Annotated in this window: 19 protein-coding genes; 11 read left to right on the top strand and 8 right to left on the bottom strand. The window is 41.6% G+C overall.

Features of this window, described 5'->3' with window-relative positions:
- Nucleotides 1–128: 128 nt before the first annotated feature.
- Entirely contained in the window at nucleotides 129–2,093 is a 1,965-nt protein-coding gene (locus tag EWV84_RS14725) for an amylo-alpha-1,6-glucosidase (protein WP_287078586.1), read from the bottom strand.
- A 90-nt stretch (nucleotides 2,094–2,183) separates the two neighbouring features.
- Here EWV84_RS14725 and rpmH point away from each other — a divergent pair, with 90 nt between their 5' ends.
- The 5 genes from rpmH to EWV84_RS14700 all read left to right on the top strand — a co-directional run bounded on the left by rpmH (nucleotide 2,184) and on the right by EWV84_RS14700 (nucleotide 4,822).
- Nucleotides 2,184–2,321, top strand: coding sequence for a 50S ribosomal protein L34 (rpmH, locus tag EWV84_RS14720; protein WP_002739276.1), 138 nt, complete (start codon nucleotides 2,184–2,186; stop codon nucleotides 2,319–2,321).
- Between the two features lie 26 nt (nucleotides 2,322–2,347).
- Complete coding sequence (gene rnpA / locus EWV84_RS14715; RefSeq protein ID WP_286826270.1) at nucleotides 2,348–2,710, top strand: ribonuclease P protein component; 363 nt, start codon at nucleotides 2,348–2,350, stop codon at nucleotides 2,708–2,710.
- A complete protein-coding gene (locus EWV84_RS14710; RefSeq protein ID WP_002797763.1) occupies nucleotides 2,700–3,095 on the top strand; it encodes a PH domain-containing protein in 396 nt (131 codons plus the stop codon). Before rnpA ends, EWV84_RS14710 begins: the two co-directional genes overlap by 11 nt.
- Before the next feature lie 84 nt (nucleotides 3,096–3,179).
- A complete protein-coding gene (yidC, locus tag EWV84_RS14705) occupies nucleotides 3,180–4,328 on the top strand; it encodes a membrane protein insertase YidC (protein ID WP_287078584.1) in 1,149 nt (382 codons plus the stop codon).
- Complete coding sequence (locus tag EWV84_RS14700) at nucleotides 4,328–4,822, top strand: Jag family protein (RefSeq protein ID WP_287078583.1); 495 nt, start codon at nucleotides 4,328–4,330, stop codon at nucleotides 4,820–4,822. The genes yidC and EWV84_RS14700 overlap by 1 nt, the downstream gene beginning before the upstream one ends.
- A 199-nt stretch (nucleotides 4,823–5,021) precedes the next feature.
- Here EWV84_RS14700 and EWV84_RS14695 read toward each other — a convergent pair whose 3' ends face one another.
- Genes EWV84_RS14695 through EWV84_RS14685 form a run of 3 tightly spaced genes read right to left on the bottom strand, consistent with a single transcriptional unit; the run spans nucleotide 5,022 to nucleotide 7,499 of the window.
- Nucleotides 5,022–5,231 carry a hypothetical protein gene (locus EWV84_RS14695; protein WP_002739214.1) on the bottom strand — a complete coding sequence of 70 codons (210 nt, stop codon included), beginning with the start codon at nucleotides 5,229–5,231 and terminating at the stop codon, nucleotides 5,022–5,024.
- 11 nt (nucleotides 5,232–5,242) lie between these two features.
- Nucleotides 5,243–6,922, bottom strand: coding sequence for a glycosyltransferase family 39 protein (locus EWV84_RS14690; RefSeq protein WP_287078582.1), 1,680 nt, complete (start codon nucleotides 6,920–6,922; stop codon nucleotides 5,243–5,245).
- A gap of 1 nt (nucleotide 6,923) precedes the next feature.
- Nucleotides 6,924–7,499 carry a hypothetical protein gene (locus tag EWV84_RS14685; RefSeq protein WP_287078581.1) on the bottom strand — a complete coding sequence of 192 codons (576 nt, stop codon included), beginning with the start codon at nucleotides 7,497–7,499 and terminating at the stop codon, nucleotides 6,924–6,926.
- A 246-nt stretch (nucleotides 7,500–7,745) separates the two neighbouring features.
- Here EWV84_RS14685 and EWV84_RS14680 point away from each other — a divergent pair, with 246 nt between their 5' ends.
- Nucleotides 7,746–7,940: a hypothetical protein gene (locus EWV84_RS14680; protein WP_002738625.1), complete on the top strand. Its 195-nt coding sequence runs from the start codon at nucleotides 7,746–7,748 to the stop codon at nucleotides 7,938–7,940.
- A 189-nt stretch (nucleotides 7,941–8,129) separates the two neighbouring features.
- Here EWV84_RS14680 and EWV84_RS14675 read toward each other — a convergent pair whose 3' ends face one another.
- A complete protein-coding gene (locus EWV84_RS14675; protein WP_287078580.1) occupies nucleotides 8,130–9,659 on the bottom strand; it encodes a pyruvate kinase in 1,530 nt (509 codons plus the stop codon).
- Nucleotides 9,660–10,142: 483 nt separating this feature from the next.
- Between EWV84_RS14675 and gatB the strand changes: the two genes are divergently transcribed.
- On the top strand, nucleotides 10,143–11,615 hold the full coding sequence (gatB, locus tag EWV84_RS14670) for an Asp-tRNA(Asn)/Glu-tRNA(Gln) amidotransferase subunit GatB (protein WP_287078579.1): 1,473 nt from the start codon (nucleotides 10,143–10,145) through the stop codon (nucleotides 11,613–11,615).
- Between the two features lie 172 nt (nucleotides 11,616–11,787).
- The gene (locus EWV84_RS14665) at nucleotides 11,788–12,453 is read left to right on the top strand and encodes a ParA family protein (protein ID WP_287078578.1); all 666 of its coding nucleotides are present in this window, start codon (nucleotides 11,788–11,790) and stop codon (nucleotides 12,451–12,453) included.
- A 17-nt stretch (nucleotides 12,454–12,470) separates the two neighbouring features.
- Here the strand turns inward: EWV84_RS14665 and EWV84_RS14660 are convergent, their stop codons facing one another.
- Entirely contained in the window at nucleotides 12,471–12,923 is a 453-nt protein-coding gene (locus tag EWV84_RS14660) for a DUF8637 domain-containing protein (RefSeq protein ID WP_287078577.1), read from the bottom strand.
- Between the two features lie 45 nt (nucleotides 12,924–12,968).
- Entirely contained in the window at nucleotides 12,969–13,751 is a 783-nt protein-coding gene (locus EWV84_RS14655) for a pentapeptide repeat-containing protein (protein ID WP_287078588.1), read from the bottom strand.
- 415 nt (nucleotides 13,752–14,166) lie between these two features.
- Here EWV84_RS14655 and EWV84_RS14650 point away from each other — a divergent pair, with 415 nt between their 5' ends.
- Genes EWV84_RS14650 through EWV84_RS14640 form a run of 3 tightly spaced genes read left to right on the top strand, consistent with a single transcriptional unit; the run spans nucleotide 14,167 to nucleotide 17,499 of the window.
- Entirely contained in the window at nucleotides 14,167–15,204 is a 1,038-nt protein-coding gene (locus tag EWV84_RS14650; RefSeq protein WP_286826676.1) for an AI-2E family transporter, read from the top strand.
- Between the two features lie 18 nt (nucleotides 15,205–15,222).
- Nucleotides 15,223–16,080, top strand: a complete 858-nt coding sequence (locus EWV84_RS14645; RefSeq protein ID WP_287078575.1) for an amino acid ABC transporter substrate-binding protein — start codon at nucleotides 15,223–15,225, stop codon at nucleotides 16,078–16,080.
- Between the two features lie 12 nt (nucleotides 16,081–16,092).
- The gene (locus EWV84_RS14640) at nucleotides 16,093–17,499 is read left to right on the top strand and encodes a DUF2079 domain-containing protein (protein ID WP_287078574.1); all 1,407 of its coding nucleotides are present in this window, start codon (nucleotides 16,093–16,095) and stop codon (nucleotides 17,497–17,499) included.
- Here EWV84_RS14640 and miaA read toward each other — a convergent pair.
- Nucleotides 17,441–18,388: a tRNA (adenosine(37)-N6)-dimethylallyltransferase MiaA gene (miaA, locus tag EWV84_RS14635; protein WP_286826679.1), complete on the bottom strand. Its 948-nt coding sequence runs from the start codon at nucleotides 18,386–18,388 to the stop codon at nucleotides 17,441–17,443. The two genes, EWV84_RS14640 and miaA, sit on opposite strands and share 59 nt — an antisense overlap.
- Between the last annotated feature and the right edge of the window lie 112 nt (nucleotides 18,389–18,500).

Below are 18,500 nucleotides of genomic sequence, written 5' to 3'. Positions count from 1 at the left end.
TAAGACCAGAACAGAGTAAATCTGTTAAGGCAGGTGCGAAAAATCCTTCGGGAAAGAAGCAGAAACTCAAATCGTGAGGTTTGGGAATCACCGTCCGTTTACGGCGGTGAGGATGTCAATTTAAAGGATTATGGCCGAAATTCTCGGATCACTTGCCAAACCCTTAATACCTCTGCCACTGTCCATGCTTGGGCAAAAGCACCTCTAGGGGTAAAAGGGGCATTGCCATCGAAAATTTCACTTAAATTACCGATACAGCTATCCCGAAGATGGTCGATCATCGGTGTTAAAAAACTCTCAGCTAGAATGGGATCGCGATAGACTTTCAGATGGGCCTCGATAAATGCCCCTAATAACCATCCCCAGACTGTCCCCTGATGGTAGGCACTATCTCTTTTTAAGCGATCGCCACTGTAAACGCCACGGTAATCAGGATGATCGGCATCTAGCGATCGCAAACCGCGAGAAGTCAACAATTTTAAAGCACAAATATCGACAATGCCCTTTTTCTGTGGGGAATTTAATAACTCCTCCACCGACAAAGACACGGCAAAAAGTTGATTCGGTCGTAAACTGGCATCATTACCCTTTTCCGTATCCAAAACATCGTAACAATACCCCAGAGAATCATCCCAGAAGCGAGAGAACCCTTTTAAGGTCATTTTTGACATTTTTTCGTAATCAGTGGCATCCATGCCCAAATAATGGGCAAATTGAACCATTATTTTTAGGGCATTGAACCAAAGGGCATTAATTTCTACGGGTTTGCCGATGCGGGGAGTAATCACCAGATCATCAACTTTGGCATCCATCCAAGTTAACTGTACTCCCGCTTCCCCGGCATAGATCAAACCATCGTCATCTAGGTGAATATTGTAGCGAGTGCCGAGACGAAACCAAGCGATCACTTCCGTTAAAGCGGGATAAATAGTTTTGAGAAACTCAAAATCTTGGCTTTGGTTAAAATAGGAACGAATGGCTTCAAAATACCAAAGAATAGCATCGACAGCGTTATATTCAGGCATTTCTCCCCCATCGGGTAGTAAATTCGGCAATAAACCCCGGTCTAGATAACGGGAAAAGGTTAGTAAAATCTGACGGGCGATCGCAGGTCTGCCTGTAGTCAAAGTTAATCCTCTTAGGGAGATCATCGTATCGCGACCCCAATCACCAAACCAAGGATAACCCGCGATTATCGTTTTGCCGTCCGGTTGATCGGGGAGAGGACGACTAACGATAAACTGGTCGGCAGCGAGGGTAAGTTGTTGAATCCATTCCGGCTGCTGGGGATTAATCAGACTATTCTCGTAGCGATAGCGAGACTCTAGAGAAGATTGACCGTCTAAATTCGGATCGGGACGGGTACTAGCGGCAATTGTCACCGATTCTCCCACTTTAAGAGTAGCCGAAAAACTAGCCCCATGGAGATGATTTTCCCGATCGATTAAACCACGATAACGTTCCACGGCCAAATCAAAGCGATAATACCAGATATTAGCGGTAAAAACCTGTCCCTGACTGATTAATAGATAAAAAGGTACAGCATTGTCATAGGCAATCACTCTTACTCCTTTTTCCAGGGGACTAATAGCCATTTGCCAGTTAAAACCCTGGGTATTGCCATGAAAATCACGATAATTGACAAAAGCAGTCAGATTCAGGGTTAAAGGAGAATTGCCGCGACGGTAGGTATAGCGAGTATAGGTGGTATTTTCTCCCTGTTCCATCCAGATACGCTTTTCTAGTAAGGCATCTCCACAGATAAAAGTCCAGACGGGAATTGTCCCTTCCAGATGAAAACTTTCGATATTAATATAGCCTTGCGGTTCGATCGTAGCACCTAACCAGCGATTGCTGGCCAGATGATAAATTTTCTGGTTATATTGTACCGATTCATCGATTTTAGTCACAAGAAGCGTTCTTTTCGTCGGTGGAGCCAAAGCAGCGATCAAGAGGCCATGATAACAGCGAGTTAGCAATCCGGCCACGGTTCCCGCAGCAAAACCACCGATACCATTAGTGACTAACCATTCGCGCTTTTCAGCCACCGGAAGATAATTACAGATATCCCGACCGAAACGGAGCTTGACCATGAGCTTCCAAATTCCTAGTAATTTTGTTATAATTAAAAATTGTGTCTTTATATCTATAGACTAACTCTATCTTAAGGAGGAAAATCGGCAGTGAGTAAACGTACTTTAGAAGGAACCACGCGCAAACAGAAGCGCACTTCCGGATTTAGAGCGAGAATGCGTAGCGTCAACGGACGCAAAGTGATTAAAGCTCGTCGGAAAAGAGGGCGCTATCGTTTAAGTGTTTAGGTTATTCTGGGAACCGACTAATTTTCGTGGGACTACCCCAAGTTCATCGCTTAAAACATCGACAGGATTTTCAAGCTGTCTATGGAAAAGGGAGGCGTTATCACGGTTCCCACTTAACCTTAATTAGTTTAGAGGATTCTGGCCAGGATAAGCCTCTTCCCAGTCGTTTTGGCATCTCGATTAGCAAGAAAGTTAGTAAAAAAGCGGTGGTTCGTAATCGACTAAAACGGCAAATGCGAGCGGCAATCCGGCAGTTATTGCCAGAAATAGCGACAGGATGGCGAGGGATAATCATTATCCGTCCCGAGGCGATCGAGTGCAATTATGAACATTTTTTGCGAGAATTAAAGCAGTTGTTAGTGAAGGCCAATATAATTCATGGGCATTAAAGAAGAAACTTTTTATGAAGGGGGTCCGCACATCGGCGACCTAATCATCAATATCCTGCTAGGATTTACGGTGATTTGTTTACCTTTAACCGTTGGGGCAGTGGTGCGGGCAATCTGGTTAAGATATAAGATAACCGATCGGCGGATTTCGATCACTGGGGGTTGGATGGGACGCGATCGCACAGATATTATCTATTCAGAAGTGGCAAAAGTGGCGAAAATGCCGAGAGGAATTGGTCTTTGGGGGGATATTGTCGTAACTCTCAAGGATAGAAGTCGTTTAGAAATGCGCTCGATGCCGAAATTCCGGGAAATTCATGACTATATTGCCGAAAGAGTCGCCGATAAAACCGGTCGTCCCCTAGAATCGATCATCAGTCAATAAAACAAAATAATCGATCGCCGAGATTCGATAAATTAGATTTGTCAAAGTGAACCCCTACTAAACGAGAAGGCATAGATTAAACCCATGGATTTTGGAGTCGGATTTATTTCCACAAATATCATGTTGCCAATCCTAGATTTTTTCTTTCGGATTGTGCATAGTTACGGTTTCGCCATCATTGCTTTAACGCTGGTGGTCAGATTTGCCGTCTTTCCCCTCAGCGCCGGCCAGATTCGCAATATGAGAAAAATGCGAATCACTCAACCCTTGATGAAGGAAAGACAGGCAGAAATTCAACAACGCTACAAAAATGACCCCCAAAAACAACAGGAGGAAATGGGCAAATTAATGCAGGAGTTGGGCAATCCCCTAGCGGGTTGTTTACCCCTGTTATTACAAATGCCGATTCTTTTGGCTTTATTTGCCACTCTGCGGGGTTCCCCCTTCTCGGACATTAACTATACCGTCGATTTACAAGTGCTGCCAAGGGAACAAATCGCCCTCGTGCAGCGGCAACCCTATGCCACCAAACCCCAAAACGTCTATATTGACGAATCTCTCCACTATCCCATCACCGCTTTTTTACCCCAAGGCAATAAAATCGCCCCGGGAGAACAGGTAAAAATCGACCTCCAAAACGACCAGGGCAAGTCTTTAAGCCAATTAGCCACGGAAGTACCCGAAAATAACCTAAAACCCACCTACGAGGTGCTTAAAGGTCAAGAACTGCTGCAAGTTAATGAAGACGGTTCCATCGTCGCTTTAGCCCCCGGAGATGCCAGTATTAAAGTTATCGTGCCGGGGATTGCCGCTAATACGGGTTTTCTCTTTATTGAGGCCCTGGGAAGAATTGGGGCAACCGGTGCGAATGGTGAAATTCACTGGGATATTTTGGCGATGGTGATCGCTTTCGGCATTAGTATCTATGTTAACCAAGAGTTATCCGGTGCCGGCGCGCCTTCGGGGGGGGCAGCCCAACAACAGCAAACGGTGAATAAAATCACCCCGATAATTTTTAGTATGATGTTCCTGTTTTTCCCCTTACCGGCGGGGGTATTGATGTATATCTTAACCGCGAACATCTTCCAAACTATTCAAACGGTGATTTTGATGCGGGAACCTTTACCGGAAAACCTGCAAAAATTGGTAGCGCAACAGGAAAAAACGGAAAAATCCCGCGATGCTCTCCCCTTTGAAAAACGTTCTAGCAAGAAAAAGGAAAAAACATCGTAATGAGTATATGGGAGCAAAATAGCGAGAAAGCTAAACAATGGCTGGAAAAACTGCTAAAGTTGATGGCCATGTCCGCAGATGTCCAGATTGGTGTGCAGGAATTGGGAACTGGACCTTCCTCCTGTTGGTTGATTATTGATAGTAGTCAATTGAGTCCCCAACAAGTGGAACTTCTCCTCTCTAACAGGGGTGAGGGACTAGATGCGATTCAATCCCTAGCTAATACGATTCTGAATATTGGTGTCGAGACGGCAGAACATCAGTTCTATATTGTCGAAATCAATGGCTATCGTCAACAAAGACAGGCAGAACTTTTCGACTGGGTGAATCAAGCGGCGACGCAAGTGCGGCAAACAGGGCAGGAAATAGAATTAAAAGCCCTATCTTCGGCGGAACGTCGCCAAATTCATGCCTTTTTTCAGGAAGAAAACGATTTAACCACGGAAAGTCGCGGCGTGGAACCTGATCGCAGATTAGTGATTCGTTTAAAATAAGACCAAAGGGTGGGGTAAAACCTGCCCTCTTGCGTTTTTTCGCCTGTTTTTGCTCTAAAAGCTCTGCCAGCCAAATTTTTGTCATCGATTGATGTTTTTAATAGTGCGATTAACTCCCCATCCAACTTTAAAAACCCGCTCCCTTGTCCCCACTTCCCACTTCCCACGAAAAACTTTTTGCCGCAAACCCTAGTTATAGTTAATAACTTAACTTCAGAGCATTTACAGGTACATCATCCCAAGATTCTACGGTTCTTAAAACTGCTACCCACCCCGCTTGTTTTTGTTCATCCGTAAGACTGGTTAACCAACTTTGATGACAATCTTTTGCTGCTTGTTCATCTTGACAGGCAATACAAGCTTGTACTAAACCGCAGGGGTCAATCTGTTCATTTACCCAAATAATCATAGTTAATAGCCCTACTTAACTTTATTATTATAATCCATCGATCGCCCACAGAGAAACTTTTGATATTCATAACCTGTTACATAATTGGAGGATAACTCTGAGAGTTGACAGTCCGAGCGATCTATTGAAGAATGGAAATTAATTAACCATAATTCAAAAGGGGGAGAAGATGGCAGATTAAAATTTGGCTTTTCTTCTGAGTTAACTAAGATAAACTTAGGGTTTTTATCGGGAAATCTTTGGTTAAATTCCCAAGCAATTCCCATCATTTCTCCCACCTGCACCAAACTCCTATAGCTAGTGGCAATTACTAAGGGATAACGGCTATTATTTTCGATGGTGGTAACTAATTTATCTGGGCGATAATACTTACGATAGCCTAAATTAAAAGTAACACTTAGGGAACTAATTAAAGCCATGATAATTACAATAATTACGATTTTTCTATGCTCCCTTTGCCAACAATTGTCTAATAAAATTGCTAGAATTAAAATTACCGAGGGAAAGTAAACAAAACTATATCTAGCTCCCCGGGTAATATCGACCGAGAGCAGATAGGTGATGACAAAGAAAATAGCAATTGAACTGAGAAAAAATGCCGAGAGAATGCCTAATTCTGGTTTATAGGAGTCTAGCCACGCTGTTTTTAATTGTGGGATAATCCAGAGAAAAAAACCGATCATTATTGCCCCAGAAATCAAGATAATTATTAAAGATTCTGATTCAACGGGGAGCAGAGAAAGCATAGTAATTAATGTTCCCAGCAATTGAAAAAAGGGGCTAATTACTGCTAAAAAACTATCATTGTCTCTCTGAATCCAACCGGTCATCTGATTGCCATAATCTTTGGGTACAACCGTGATCAACCAAATAATAATAAAGCTCAAGTTACCTAAAAAAACTAAACTTAAACGCCACCAATTAGTTATCCAAAAGTTTTTTTGTTTGATTTGATTGAATAAAATCAATAATAAAGTTATTGCTTCCGCTAGGATAGTTAAACTAAAAAAATAGTGGACTAATAACCCTAGACAGTTGACAATTAACCAGAAAAAAACCAAAGTATGGGATATTCTTTTATGGTGGATAATTTGACCGCTTGCCCTAAGAAAACAGCCTAAAGATATGAGGACAAATACAACCGCTAAAGTATAATGGCGCGCTTCTTGGGAGATAAAAACCCCATAGGGAGAAACCGCCATTAAAATCGCCGCTAGAAAAGCGATCGAGCCTGATTTAAAGACCAATTTACTGATAAAATAAATTAAAGGAATCGAAATAACTCCCCAAAATACTGCCAGCGATCGCATTCCTTCTAAAGATACATATTCTCCCCGATCAAAGAATAATTTATTCCAGAGATAGGCGAGAATAAAATATAAAGGTGGATGATTGTCCTCCTGAATAACTAATTTAATTACATCGGCAATAGTTGCCTGATGGTTGCTCTGGAGAGGTGCTAATAAAGTGTCTAGGGAAATTATTTGATTTAACGGCACTATCTGGTAATTATTGCCAATACTAAAAACCATAGTGGCAAATTCATCTGTCCAGGGAGGTTTGCTCGTTAATTGTGTTAACCTAATAACCAGTCCCAAAATTATTACTAATCCTAACCAGCAAAAATCAGACCAAGCTAACCGCTCCTTGCTTTTTTGTTGTAGATTAGAAATGACTGTAGATAAATTCAATTTAATTGTTATCTCCAAAAGATTCGATTATTTTAACTGCTTCCGATGGGGAAATATCTTGACGGCAATTAGGATAATCATACTCCTCCCGGGCAATTAATGCCCCACTGAGACGATAAAAATATTCTCCCATTTTCATCCAATCGGAATACAAATCGGGTTCGGGGAATTGTTGCCTTAATTCCGAGTTTTTGGGTGTACCATAATTGAGCCAGTATCCTTCTCCAAATAGTGGGGAATTAAGCGCTAGGGTTCCCTCTAATTCTAAACCATCATCGCCCCTGGCGTTTTCGATTCCTTCCACCAAAAAACAGCTATTCTCGGCATTTTCAAAGAGGATTGCGTATCCTTTCCCCTCTTCTGCGAGGATTTTAATCTCGCTGGCCCGAAATCCGGGGGGGATATAGTTAGGTAAAATAATCTTAGCATCTAGCGATCGCATCTGTTGCCGTTGACTGGCGCTCAAAGTTACCGTTTCTGCTCTCAAATATTGCCCATTGTCAATAATAACAATAGATAATCCTAAAACTAAAGGCCAGAAAAATTTTATGGTCATAATCGCGGTTTTTAAGGTCATATTCTCGAGAATATGTCAGTTTTTAGCTGATTTACTGATTATTTAACCAGATTGACGACGAATATTGCCCTTTTCCTGTTCCCGATTCCCTATTTACCCATTCTAATCGACAAAAAAACAAGCATAATCTCCAATAGAGAGGGGATTCCACTTTTTTCCACTTCTGTCATCCTGAATTATGGGACTGACATCACCCCAAACCCTCTCGTATTCTAAGGTTATCGACAGGAAAGAGAGGTAACAACCATGTTAGTCAGCCACCAAAATCCAACTTTTGTCCGTAACTACTTAATCGCAGTTATCTCCGTGGTGATGATGGGTGTGGGAGTTGCCGATCTCGTCAATAATCCCTCCCGAATCGCTCAACAAAACCGTCTTGATGGTTATGGTCGCTATGTTAGCGCTGGTTTGGTTAGTGGTGCGGTCAATAATATGCGTTAATCTGCCTCTGACTCTCAATCCTGTTTAAAAGGTGTGGGGGAGTGGGAAGTTTTTTCAGTGATCAGAACTGATAACTGATAACTGATAACTGATAACTGATAACTGATAACTGATAACTGATAACTGATAACTGATAACTGATAACTGATAACTGATAACTGATAACTGATAACTGATAACTGAAACTGCTTAAACCCAAGAATGGAGAGCGCGTAATTGGGGCGTTTTTTTAGCTTGGTGGGTCTGCATTCTTTGTAAAACATCATCGAGAATTGTCACCGCTTTGCGGATATATTCCCCCTTATTAAGCATGACACATTCGGCTCTTTCGGCCATAGCGGCATCGGTAATCTCGGCCCGGGAAGGAATACTTTTCTTGACCAGATTTTCTAGGACTTGGGTGGCCCAAATTACCGGAATATGTGCCGCTTCGCATAACCAGAGAATTTCCTCTTGAATTTCTGCTAGTCTTTGATAGCCAATTTCTACAGCTAAATCGCCCCGAGCAATCATCACCCCAAAAGGTTGTTTACCGGCGGCATGGATGATTAATTCGGGAAGATTTTTCACGGCTAAAGGTGTTTCTATTTTGGCCACAATTGCTTTTTGTCGCCAAGCATCCCCCAAACGACTTTGTAACTCTAGCTGTAGCGCTTCGATATCACTGGCTTTCTGCACAAAAGAGTAACCGATAATATCGGCATTTTGGGCAATAAAATCTAAATCTTGCCGGTCTTTTGCGGTCAAAGGATCGATATTTAAGACGGTATCGGGGAAATTTAGGCCTTTATCTGCTTTGAGTTTTTCTCCTTTCTCCCTGGCGTGAGTAATTTTTAGTAAAAGACCTTCTGGCATTATGGCAATAACTTCAGCCCCAATATGACCATCATCAATCCAAACTTTCGCCCCGACGGGAATTTGGGGAATAATCTCCGGTTGGGAACAATTAGCCTGAAAATACTGAGGATGAGCAGTATGGGGCGGTTGGGTGGTTAAGAGGAGAAAATCCCCTTGATATAGTCTGGTTTGGGACTGGGGGGCTAAAATCTGTTCTAAACGGATTTTTGGGCCAGCTAAGTCCATATAAACCTTACAGGTATGTCCATTGACTAAATTTTCGGGATTTTTGACCGCCTCGCGCAGATTTTCGATCATTCCCTGCCATTCTTTGGGGCTATCATGGGCGCAATTAATGCGAATACAGTCCATTCCGCAACGCAGTAATTGAGCGATAAAATCGGGGTCGGTTGCCGCCTCCGTCGGCATTGTCACCATAATTCGCACCCGACGCCGGGGGGAAGGCAGACCGAAAACTTCGGCGCTATGGGAGGCTAAAAGTTGATCTCCTTGGAAAAATGCCTCTAAAGGGGGATGTTTGGGTAATAATGAGGCTTCTTGATGACAAACCGCCCCTAAAGTGGCAATTACTGCATCGAGAGTCGGTAAAACTTTCGATTCAATCCGGCCTAGGGAAGATAATCCCCAGGGCATTAAAGCTAATTGTAAATCCCGGATATCTTCTTGTCTCAGGGCGAGATAATAGGCTAAATTACGGGTGCTAGGTTGAAAATTCTCCTTTTCAATGAGGTTTTTCCACTGCTGCAATTTCTCCTCTCCTTCCACTGTCACAAAATGCCGTAACCTTTGCAGATGATGGAGGAGAGTTTGGGGATAGGATAATTGTTCTCGCTTGAGTTGTTCTGAGAGAGTTAAAGACATAAAATTGAGTACAAAGTAAAAATCGTCAATTATTAAGGCAATATTTGCCTAGAAAATGCTCACTTTCGCCGCTTATATTGCTTTTGGCTGGTTATGGGGTCAGTTCTTAGGTATAATCTCTCTGTTTCTATACTAAGCAAATATCCTGTCTCTAGAAGTTAATTTTTGCTACGATTTATGGCGGTTATCTTAACGGTGAGGTGGGAAGTTTTGGTTTTCGGTGGTCGGTGGTCGGGGGTCGATACTAAAAAAGCTAGGTTTATCGGGGAAAAATTATCGATAAGCTTCCCTGTCTTATGCCTTTGATAAAATTTAAAATAATGGCGTACATTGGCTGAATAAATTATCTTTTTTAAGCTATATTAAAGGTGCATAAAGTTATTAGTAACTACAGTATTAAGTTTTATTAAGGGAGGGAATGCTCCAGAATCGCGACTATAATGAGTAAACAGATCATTCCTGTGTCGGCGAGAGCGAGAAAATATGTCTGCTACTGAATACGAAGCAATTATCGGTTTAGAAACCCACTGTCAACTGAACACCAAAAGCAAGATATTTTGTCCCTGTCCCACCAACTTCGATAGTCCCCCCAATACTAACGTCTGTCCCATCTGTTTGGGTTATCCGGGGGTATTACCCGTCCTTAACCAAGAAGTCCTGGCCAGTGCCGTTAAACTGGGATTAGCTATCGATGGTAAAATCACACTCCATAGCAAATTCGATCGCAAACAGTATTTTTATCCCGACCTGCCGAAAAATTATCAAATTTCCCAGTATGATCTCCCTATTGTCGAACAGGGTCAACTAGAAATCGAGATCGTCGATAAAAAAACTAAGGAAGTTAGCCGCAAAATTATCGGTATTACTCGTCTGCACATGGAAGAAGACGCGGGAAAACTGGTTCATGCCGGCAGCGAACGTCTCTCTGGTTCCACCCATTCCCTGGTGGATTTTAATCGTACAGGTGTACCATTATTAGAAATTGTCTCGGAACCGGATTTACGCACCGGGGCCGAAGCGGCGGAATATGCCCAAGAATTACGGCGTTTAGTGCGTTATCTCGGCATCAGTGACGGTAATATGCAGGAAGGTTCCCTGCGCTGCGATGTCAATATTTCTGTGCGGAAAAAAGGCGCTAAAAAGTTCGGGACTAAGGTAGAAATTAAAAATATGAACTCCTTTAGTGCTATCCAAAAAGCCATAGAATACGAGATCGATCGACAAATTGCAGCGCTCGAAAATGGCGAATTGATCCTACAGGAAACCCGTCTTTGGGAAGAAGCTACTCAACGGACGATTAGTATGCGGAAAAAAGAAGGTTCTAGCGATTATCGCTATTTTCCCGAACCGGATTTACCCCCCCTAGAAGTCTCTCCCGAACAGTTAAAAGCTTGGGCGGAAGAATTACCGGAATTACCCGCTCATAAACGTCGTCGTTATGAAGAAGAATTTGGTCTTTCCCCCTACGATGCCCGGGTTTTAACCGATGATCGCACCGTGGCCGAATATTTTGAAACTACTGTAATTGCCGGGGCAAATGCGAAATTAGTCGCTAACTGGCTCAGTCAAGATATCGCCGCTTATTTGAATAATAATAAGCTGATGATCACGGAAATTGCCCTGCAAGCGTCAGACTTAGCTGAATTAGTTAAACTGATTGAAGCGGGAACAATTAGTGGCAAAATTGCTAAGGAAATTTTACCCGAACTTCTCAGCCAAGGCGGTTCACCAAAAGCACTGGTGGAAAAGAAAGGATTAATACAAATTTCTGACACTTCTGCGATCGAAAAACTGATCGAGGAAATTATTGCCTCCCATCCAAGCGAGTTAGAAAAATTCCGGGCGGGTAAAACCAATCTTAAGGGATTTTTTGTCGGTCAAGTCATGAAAAAAAGCGGCGGTAAAGCCGATCCTAAATTAACTAGCCAAATCTTAGATCAAAAACTTTCTGGTTAGTTATATTCAGTGAGAAGTGGGGAAGTGGGGAAGTGGGGAAGTGGGGGAATTTAAACTAACACCCCAACACCCTAACACCCTATCACCCCAAAACCCCCCGCAACGCGCACGCAGTGACCACCCTGCCTCCTGTCTCCTATATCCTGACAGCTAAAATAACTGATAACTGAAAATGTCCAATTCCTCAACAACCTCGCAATTAAAGCCTAATAGCCCCAAAATTCTGGCTGTTGTCAACGGTAAAGGTGGTGTGGGTAAAACCACCACTGCGGTCAATTTAGCGGCAATTTGGGGGCAAAATCAGCGTGTTTTGCTGGTGGATGCGGATCCCCAGGGTTCCTCCACTTGGTGGGTAGAAAGAAATCAAGGGGATATGGTATTTGATTTAGCCAAGCAAATTAATACAGAGAAATTAGGAGAATTGCGTCAAATTATCGAGTACGATCTGATCGTGATTGACACACCACCAGCTTTGCGCTCCCAATTACTTACCGCAGTAATAGCAGAATCAGATTATTTAATTTTACCGACTCCTCCCGCACCGATGGATTTAATGGCTTTAATTGACACGGTACGCACGGCAGTTAAACCCCTAGGAATTTCCTATCGGGTTTTGTTAACGAAAGTGGATTCCCGTAGTCTTAAGGAAACTTTGGAAGCACAAAATACTTTATTAGAATTAGGTATTCCTGCCTGTCATGCTTTTGTCAGAAATTATAAGGCCCACGAAAAAGCCGTTTTAGACGGGGTAGCTATTACCAATTGGCGCGGTAAAAATGCCCAAGAAGCCAGCGCCGATTATCGTCTTGTGGCCGAAGAATTAGAACGGGATTGGTAGATTTATGGACAGGTTTTCTAAGCACAATATTTTTGCAGTAAAGAAATCACTAAATCTAGACCATCGGGCTGAACTTGAACAGTATAGGCTTCGGCTTCAATTTGCCGGCTAAAACCTTCATAATTCATAAAAAATCTTCTGGTTATTGCTGGTGGTTCTATCCCTAAATTAAGAGCTTTAACTGTTTTGCCTCCATGACAAAGTTGAGTGGCATGGACAGCTTCATGAATCAATGTTGGTCGGGCAATACCTAAGTCAAAAACTAGGGGATGAATCCAAATAATTCTAGTTTTACTATCAAATAAACCGTAGGCTCCTCGCACGGGTGGCGGGGCAATTTTGACGATGAAATTGTGTTTCTCTAGAGCTTTTTGTAGTCGTAGAAAATCTGGATTCGCTGCCGATAAATTTTCTCCTGCAGCTAATTGTATCCCTAGAAAAACAGCAGCGATTGTGTAATAAATGCCCATCCGGTGATAGTTCATATTAAAGGGAGATCAAAATTAGCAAGAGGTCTATTGATGAATCGAACCATCGGGGAGAATTGTTCCTGTTAAAATTGCCCCAGTTAATTTCACCATAATACGCTTACCAAAGCCAATTTTTGCCCCGCGTAAATCCGCCGCCGACAGATCCGCCCCGCTTAAATCGGCCCCGATGAGATTGGCTTCCTGTAAATTTGCGCCTTTAAGGTTAGCTTCGAGGAGATTGGCGCGAAAAAGATTAGCTTTGTACAGATTAGCTTTTTCTAGGTTAATTTTGTGCAGGAAGCTATCGCTTAAGTCGGCATGGCTTAAATCTGCCCCGATGAGACTGCGATTAGAGAGATCTTTTTCCTTCAGGTTGGCCCCCTGTAAATCGGCTCCGTTTAAGTCCCGATAGTGAGGGCGCCAGGCGGCCTGATTGTGAACCTGATGGTTATTCTGGGAGTGGCTGTGTTGACTATGGGTTTCTTGACTAGGGGTTTTGTGACTGTGGGTTTGTGAATTTTGGCCGGGTTGGCTAGGGTGAGGCTGATAGGGGGAAGCAGTTTTATAAGCGTGGGCGGGCTTTTTTTCAGGTTTAGGGGCGTAATTGGAGCTTTTAGAAGAATTTTGATGGATTTGCCGCAATTGCTCCCTAGCGTGGTTAATTTCTTGCAGTTTAGCGGTGGCTTTTTCCAAAAGACGCTGATTATCTTTGGGAATGCGATCGGGATGCCAAATAAACACCAAATCCTTGTAGGCCTGATTGATCTCGTCGAGAGATGCCCCATGATCTAACCCTAAAACTTTATAGTATCGCTCCAATTCTTTCATCATCGAAGTCCTAGTACAAGGATAAAAGCATTAATGGCCAGAATTTTTCTGAGTCTGGTCGGATTTTCTGGGAGAGGATTTCTTTCAGGATAATTTGACTCTGGGATAGTTGCCATAAAATTTGAGAAAATGTCTGGTAATTAAGAAAATCTCGTTTTTCTATCCTGTTTTGGGCTGTAATTGTATAGCATATAACAGCAAAATTAGCAAGTTATCGATACAAAACTTAATTTATGCTGTTAGGGAAGTGGGGAAGTGGGGAAGTGGGGAGGTGGGGAGGTGGGGAGGTGGGGAGGTGGGGAAATTGAACTAAAACCCCAACACCCCAAAACCCCAACACCTAAAACCTGCCGACCGCCGACCGCCTCCCGACTGCTGTATGATAAAACTTGTCCCGATAGGATAAATCAAGGTTGTGAAATTTGGTCAGTGGTTGGGGTTTATCTGTTTAATAATGGCTCTGTATGTATTGTGGCAGATTCGACAGCTGTTATTATTGATTTTTATGGCGATCGTGTTTACCGTAGCCTTAAATAGATGTGTAAAAGGATTGCAGAGATTAGGGATTAAAAGGGGGTTAGCTATTTTAATTACCCTGCTGACGAGTCTAGCAATTGTGATTTTATTTTTTGTAATTATCGTTCCCCCCTTTGTTGAACAGTTTCAAAAATTAATTGAACTTTTACCGCAAGCTTGGGATTTAGTCCGCAATAACTCGATTCGATGGCGACAACAATTCCAATTTGATTGGTTGCCATCGCTGCCTAATTTAAGTGATTTAGTCCAGCAGTTACAACCTTTAGGAACCTTTGTTTTTAGTAACTTTTTTACTTTCTTTTCTAACTCAGTTGCGGCAATTTTACAATTATTATTCGTGCTGGTGTTAGCAATGATGATGTTAGCCAATCCCCAACCCTATCGACAAGCTTTCTTAAAATTATTTCCTAACTTCTATCGTCGTCGTGCCGAGGAAATTCTTACCCTATCGGAAGCGGGTTTGGGTAATTGGTTGTTGGGAATTGCCATTAGTTCAACTATCGTGGGAGTATTAAGTGGTTTCGGTCTTTGGGTTCTACAAATTAATCTAGTTCTCGTTCATGCTATCCTAGCAGGATTGCTCAATTTTATCCCTAATATCGGACCGACTGCTAGTGTGATTTTTCCGATACTCATTGCTGTTATCGATGCACCTTGGAAAATTGTCGCTATTCTGATTCTCTATTTTATTATCCAAAATGTCGAAAGTTATTGGTTGACACCCACTGTCATGGCTAAACAGGTATCTTTATTACCGGCAATTACCCTAATTGCTCAAATATTCTTCGCTCAAATATTTGGCATCTTAGGTTTATTATTGGCTTTACCTTTGACAGTGGTAGTAAAAACATGGTTAGATGAATTACTATTCAAAGATATTTTAGATCAATGGGATCACGGTCATAACAAATCTTAAATAATCTCGGCAAAAGTCATGAAATTAATCATTCTTACTCTCTTTATTTTATCTAATTTTTTTGCTGCTCTCCCAGCTAAGTCTGAAACGGTTCTAGAAAAAATTAAACGCACGGGATTATTAGAAGTAGCTATGAGAGAAGATGCAATTCCGTTTGGCTATCGAGATAGTAATAATAATTTGCAGGGATTATGCTTAGATTTTATCCAATTGCTTAGAGAACAACTAAAGCATAAATTAAACCTCCGGATCATCAGTGTCAAAATTTATAAATCAACTTTATTTAATCGCTTCCAGTTATTGGAAAATAAAACCGTTGATTTCGAGTGTGGTCCTAATAGTATCAGAAAAAATATACCTGATGGTGTCAGTTTTTCTCGTCCTTTTTTTGTCACGGGAACTCAGTTTTTAGTTCGGAGTGATAATCAGAATAATTTTAACTTTTCCTCGTCCTTAGAAGGTATAAGTATTGGAGTTTTGCGAGATACCAGCACTCAAGAATTATTAAGACAAAAATATCCTCTTGCTACCTATCAAGAATTTCAAGGAGTGACGGGAAGACTGCGAGGTATCCAAAGTTTAAGAAGGAATAGAATAGATGCTTTTGCTAGTGATGGTATTCTGCTAATTGGAGAAGCTGTTATCCTCGGTTTATCCTTAGAAAAAGATTATCAACTTATCCCCCGCAATCCTTTAAATTGTGATTATTATGGTTTCATTCTTCCCGCTAATGATCCCCAATGGCAAGAGTTTATTAATGCGGTTATCGTTACCAGTGAGAACAGAAATATTTTTAAAACATGGTTTACTGAAGTTGCTTCCTATTTTATACATACCTGGCAGTATTGTCGTAATAATCCCGAAAAATCTCAGTAAAACTTAACGATTATGCTCAAAAAAAAAGATTTATTTTGGTTAGTTAGTTCCAGTACAATAATCCTGTTTATTTGCAGTGCTATCAGACATATTTTATTTCAATCTAATGCTCTCGATCTTGGTTGGTTCGATCAAGGAGTTTACCTAATTTCTCAAGGAAGAACCCCGATTATATCTTTTGTTGGCTACCATATTTTAGGCGATCATATCGCTTTTATTCTCTATCCTATAGCCTTACTTTATAAAATTTATCCTAGCGTTTATTGGCTGCTTTTCTTACAAGCTTTTTCCCTTTCCCTGGCAGTTTTTCCCCTCTGGCAATTGGCTATACAAGCGGGATTAAAAGAAAAACAAGCTTATACATTAGCCTTAGTTTATCTGCTCTATCCCCTGATTTTTAATGTTAATCTCTTTGATTTTCATCCCGAAGTTATCGCAGTGCCAGCGATTTTTTGGACGATTTTGGCAGCAAGATTAAATAATCTCTGGGGATTTTGTCTAGGAATCATTATTATTCTCGGTTGTAAGGCAATTCTCTCTTTAACACTGTTGGGAATGGGTATCTGGTTACTTCTCTGGGAAAAGAAAAAAATATCGGGAATAATTGCTATTATTAGCGGCATTCTTTGGTTTATTATCACCACGAAATTATTAATCCCTCTCCTGACAGGAAAATCGGCAGTTATCGAAATGGCTGATTCTCGATATAGTTATCTAGGAGATAGTTTGCCAGCAATTATCTTTAATCTTTTCCTCAAACCCGATCTTGTCCTGGGAAAAATCTTGACTGGCAATAATCTAGAATATCTAATCCTATTAATTATTCCCTTATTTTGGGGTTTATCCTGGCGCTATTCTGCCCCAATAATTGCCGCTATTCCCGCACTCGCTTTAAATTTATTAGCAGATCATGCCCCACAAAAAAACTTAACCACTCAATATTCCCTGCCAATTTTGCCCTTTTTATTTCTAGCGGTTATCGCCACTTTAGCCCATAATAGTAACTGGTTGAAGCAGCCTAAATGGATAATTACTTGGGCAATTATTGCCTTTCTTGCCTTAGCTAAATACGGCTATTTTTGGTCACTATATTTAAATTCCCTTGATACTTGGGCAGCTACCCAAAAAGCTCTAACCCAAATTACCACCGGTGAGAGTGTCTTGACTACTTCTAGAATTGCCCCCCATCTTACCCATCGAGAAATAATCAAATTAGCGATCGAAGGTTCCCAATCCCTAGATTTAAATCAATTTAATTATATCCTACTCGATCGCCGTCATCCCGGTTGGTCTAGTTCACCAGAACTAATTGATGATCACTTAAATAAACTGAATCAAAATGACAACTTTCGGTTAATCCTTAATGAGGATGATGTGTTTTTATATCGGGCCTTGACAACCCCTCAAGAAAAAAAATAATTTGTCGTTCCACCGATTCCAATAAATTTTCTTTATCGACGGGAAACCAGACAATATCAGCATCGGCACGAAACCAAGTGCGCTGACGTTTAGCAAATTGACGGGTGTGGAGGATAATTAGATCGATCGCCTGTTCTAAAGAAATTTCCCCGAGGAGATATTGCTTAATCTCTGCATAACCCAAAGTCTGCAAAAGTGGCAAATCCCAACCGTATTTATCCCCCAAATTCTGCACCTCTGCTACTAATCCCCTGGCGATCATTTGATGAGTACGAACAGTGATCCGCTTGCCTAAACTTTCTGGGGAACAATCTAAACCAATTTGTAAAATCGGATAAGTGGGAGGATTTTCTCCCTGCTGACTAGAGATAGGTTTTCCTGTCAGATAAAAAACCTCCAAAGCGCGTAAAGTCCTGATCTGATCATGGGGATGAATTTTTTTAGCAGCCTCCTCATCTACCTGCGTCAGAATCTGATAAAGATAGGATTGCCCTAAAGCTTGTAATTGCTGTCTTAAATCCGCTTGAGGAGAAACCCTCGGTATTTTTAAACCTTTGACAATGGACTTGATATAAAGTCCCGTACCACCGACCAAAAACAGAGGAGAATAGTGGAGAGTGGTGATTAAATCCTCAGCTTGTTCTTGGTACTGTGCTAGGGTAAAATTATGCTGAGGAGCGCAAATATCAATTAGATAATGGGGAATCCGCTGACATTCTTCTAAGCTAGGTTTAGCGGTACCAATATTAAATTCTCGATAGATTTGTCGGGAATCGGCACTGAGAATTACTGAATTAAACTTTTCGGCCAATTGTAGGGCTAAACTGGATTTTCCCGTGGCAGTTGCCCCACAAATAACAATCAGAATAGGGAAAGAGGAAGTAGTCATCGAAAATTTTGGGTGGGAAACCCCGCCGTTCTAGGTTGGCTTTACGTTAGAATTAAAAAGACCGTCTCGAAAACCAAGTGGGCGGACAGCACCTTGAAAACTCGGCTTAGGG

Origin of the sequence: Microcystis sp. M_QC_C_20170808_M3Col, assembly GCF_007095505.1 — a bacterium.
GTDB lineage: Bacteria > Cyanobacteriota > Cyanobacteriia > Cyanobacteriales > Microcystaceae > Microcystis.
The sequence above is the reverse complement of the archived record's forward strand: the minus strand, read 5'-3'. Positions and strand labels throughout refer to the sequence as shown.

Bases quoted from the DNA above. Each gene is read 5' to 3' on its own strand.
- EWV84_RS14675 (WP_287078580.1), bottom strand. From the start codon at position 9,659: ATGTCTTTAACTCTCTCAGAACAACTCAAGCGAGAACAATTATCCTAT.
- EWV84_RS14710 (WP_002797763.1), top strand. From the start codon at position 2,700: ATGGGCATTAAAGAAGAAACTTTTTATGAAGGGGGTCCGCACATCGGC.
- EWV84_RS14640 (WP_287078574.1), top strand. From the start codon at position 16,093: ATGCTCAAAAAAAAAGATTTATTTTGGTTAGTTAGTTCCAGTACAATA.
- EWV84_RS14685 (WP_287078581.1), bottom strand. From the start codon at position 7,499: ATGACCTTAAAAACCGCGATTATGACCATAAAATTTTTCTGGCCTTTA.
- EWV84_RS14665 (WP_287078578.1), top strand. From the start codon at position 11,788: ATGTCCAATTCCTCAACAACCTCGCAATTAAAGCCTAATAGCCCCAAA.
- EWV84_RS14680 (WP_002738625.1), top strand. From the start codon at position 7,746: ATGTTAGTCAGCCACCAAAATCCAACTTTTGTCCGTAACTACTTAATC.
- yidC (WP_287078584.1), top strand. From the start codon at position 3,180: ATGGATTTTGGAGTCGGATTTATTTCCACAAATATCATGTTGCCAATC.
- EWV84_RS14695 (WP_002739214.1), bottom strand. From the start codon at position 5,231: ATGATTATTTGGGTAAATGAACAGATTGACCCCTGCGGTTTAGTACAA.
- gatB (WP_287078579.1), top strand. From the start codon at position 10,143: ATGTCTGCTACTGAATACGAAGCAATTATCGGTTTAGAAACCCACTGT.
- EWV84_RS14655 (WP_287078588.1), bottom strand. From the start codon at position 13,751: ATGAAAGAATTGGAGCGATACTATAAAGTTTTAGGGTTAGATCATGGG.
- EWV84_RS14660 (WP_287078577.1), bottom strand. From the start codon at position 12,923: ATGGGCATTTATTACACAATCGCTGCTGTTTTTCTAGGGATACAATTA.
- EWV84_RS14645 (WP_287078575.1), top strand. From the start codon at position 15,223: ATGAAATTAATCATTCTTACTCTCTTTATTTTATCTAATTTTTTTGCT.
- EWV84_RS14700 (WP_287078583.1), top strand. From the start codon at position 4,328: ATGAGTATATGGGAGCAAAATAGCGAGAAAGCTAAACAATGGCTGGAA.
- miaA (WP_286826679.1), bottom strand. From the start codon at position 18,388: ATGACTACTTCCTCTTTCCCTATTCTGATTGTTATTTGTGGGGCAACT.
- EWV84_RS14725 (WP_287078586.1), bottom strand. From the start codon at position 2,093: ATGGTCAAGCTCCGTTTCGGTCGGGATATCTGTAATTATCTTCCGGTG.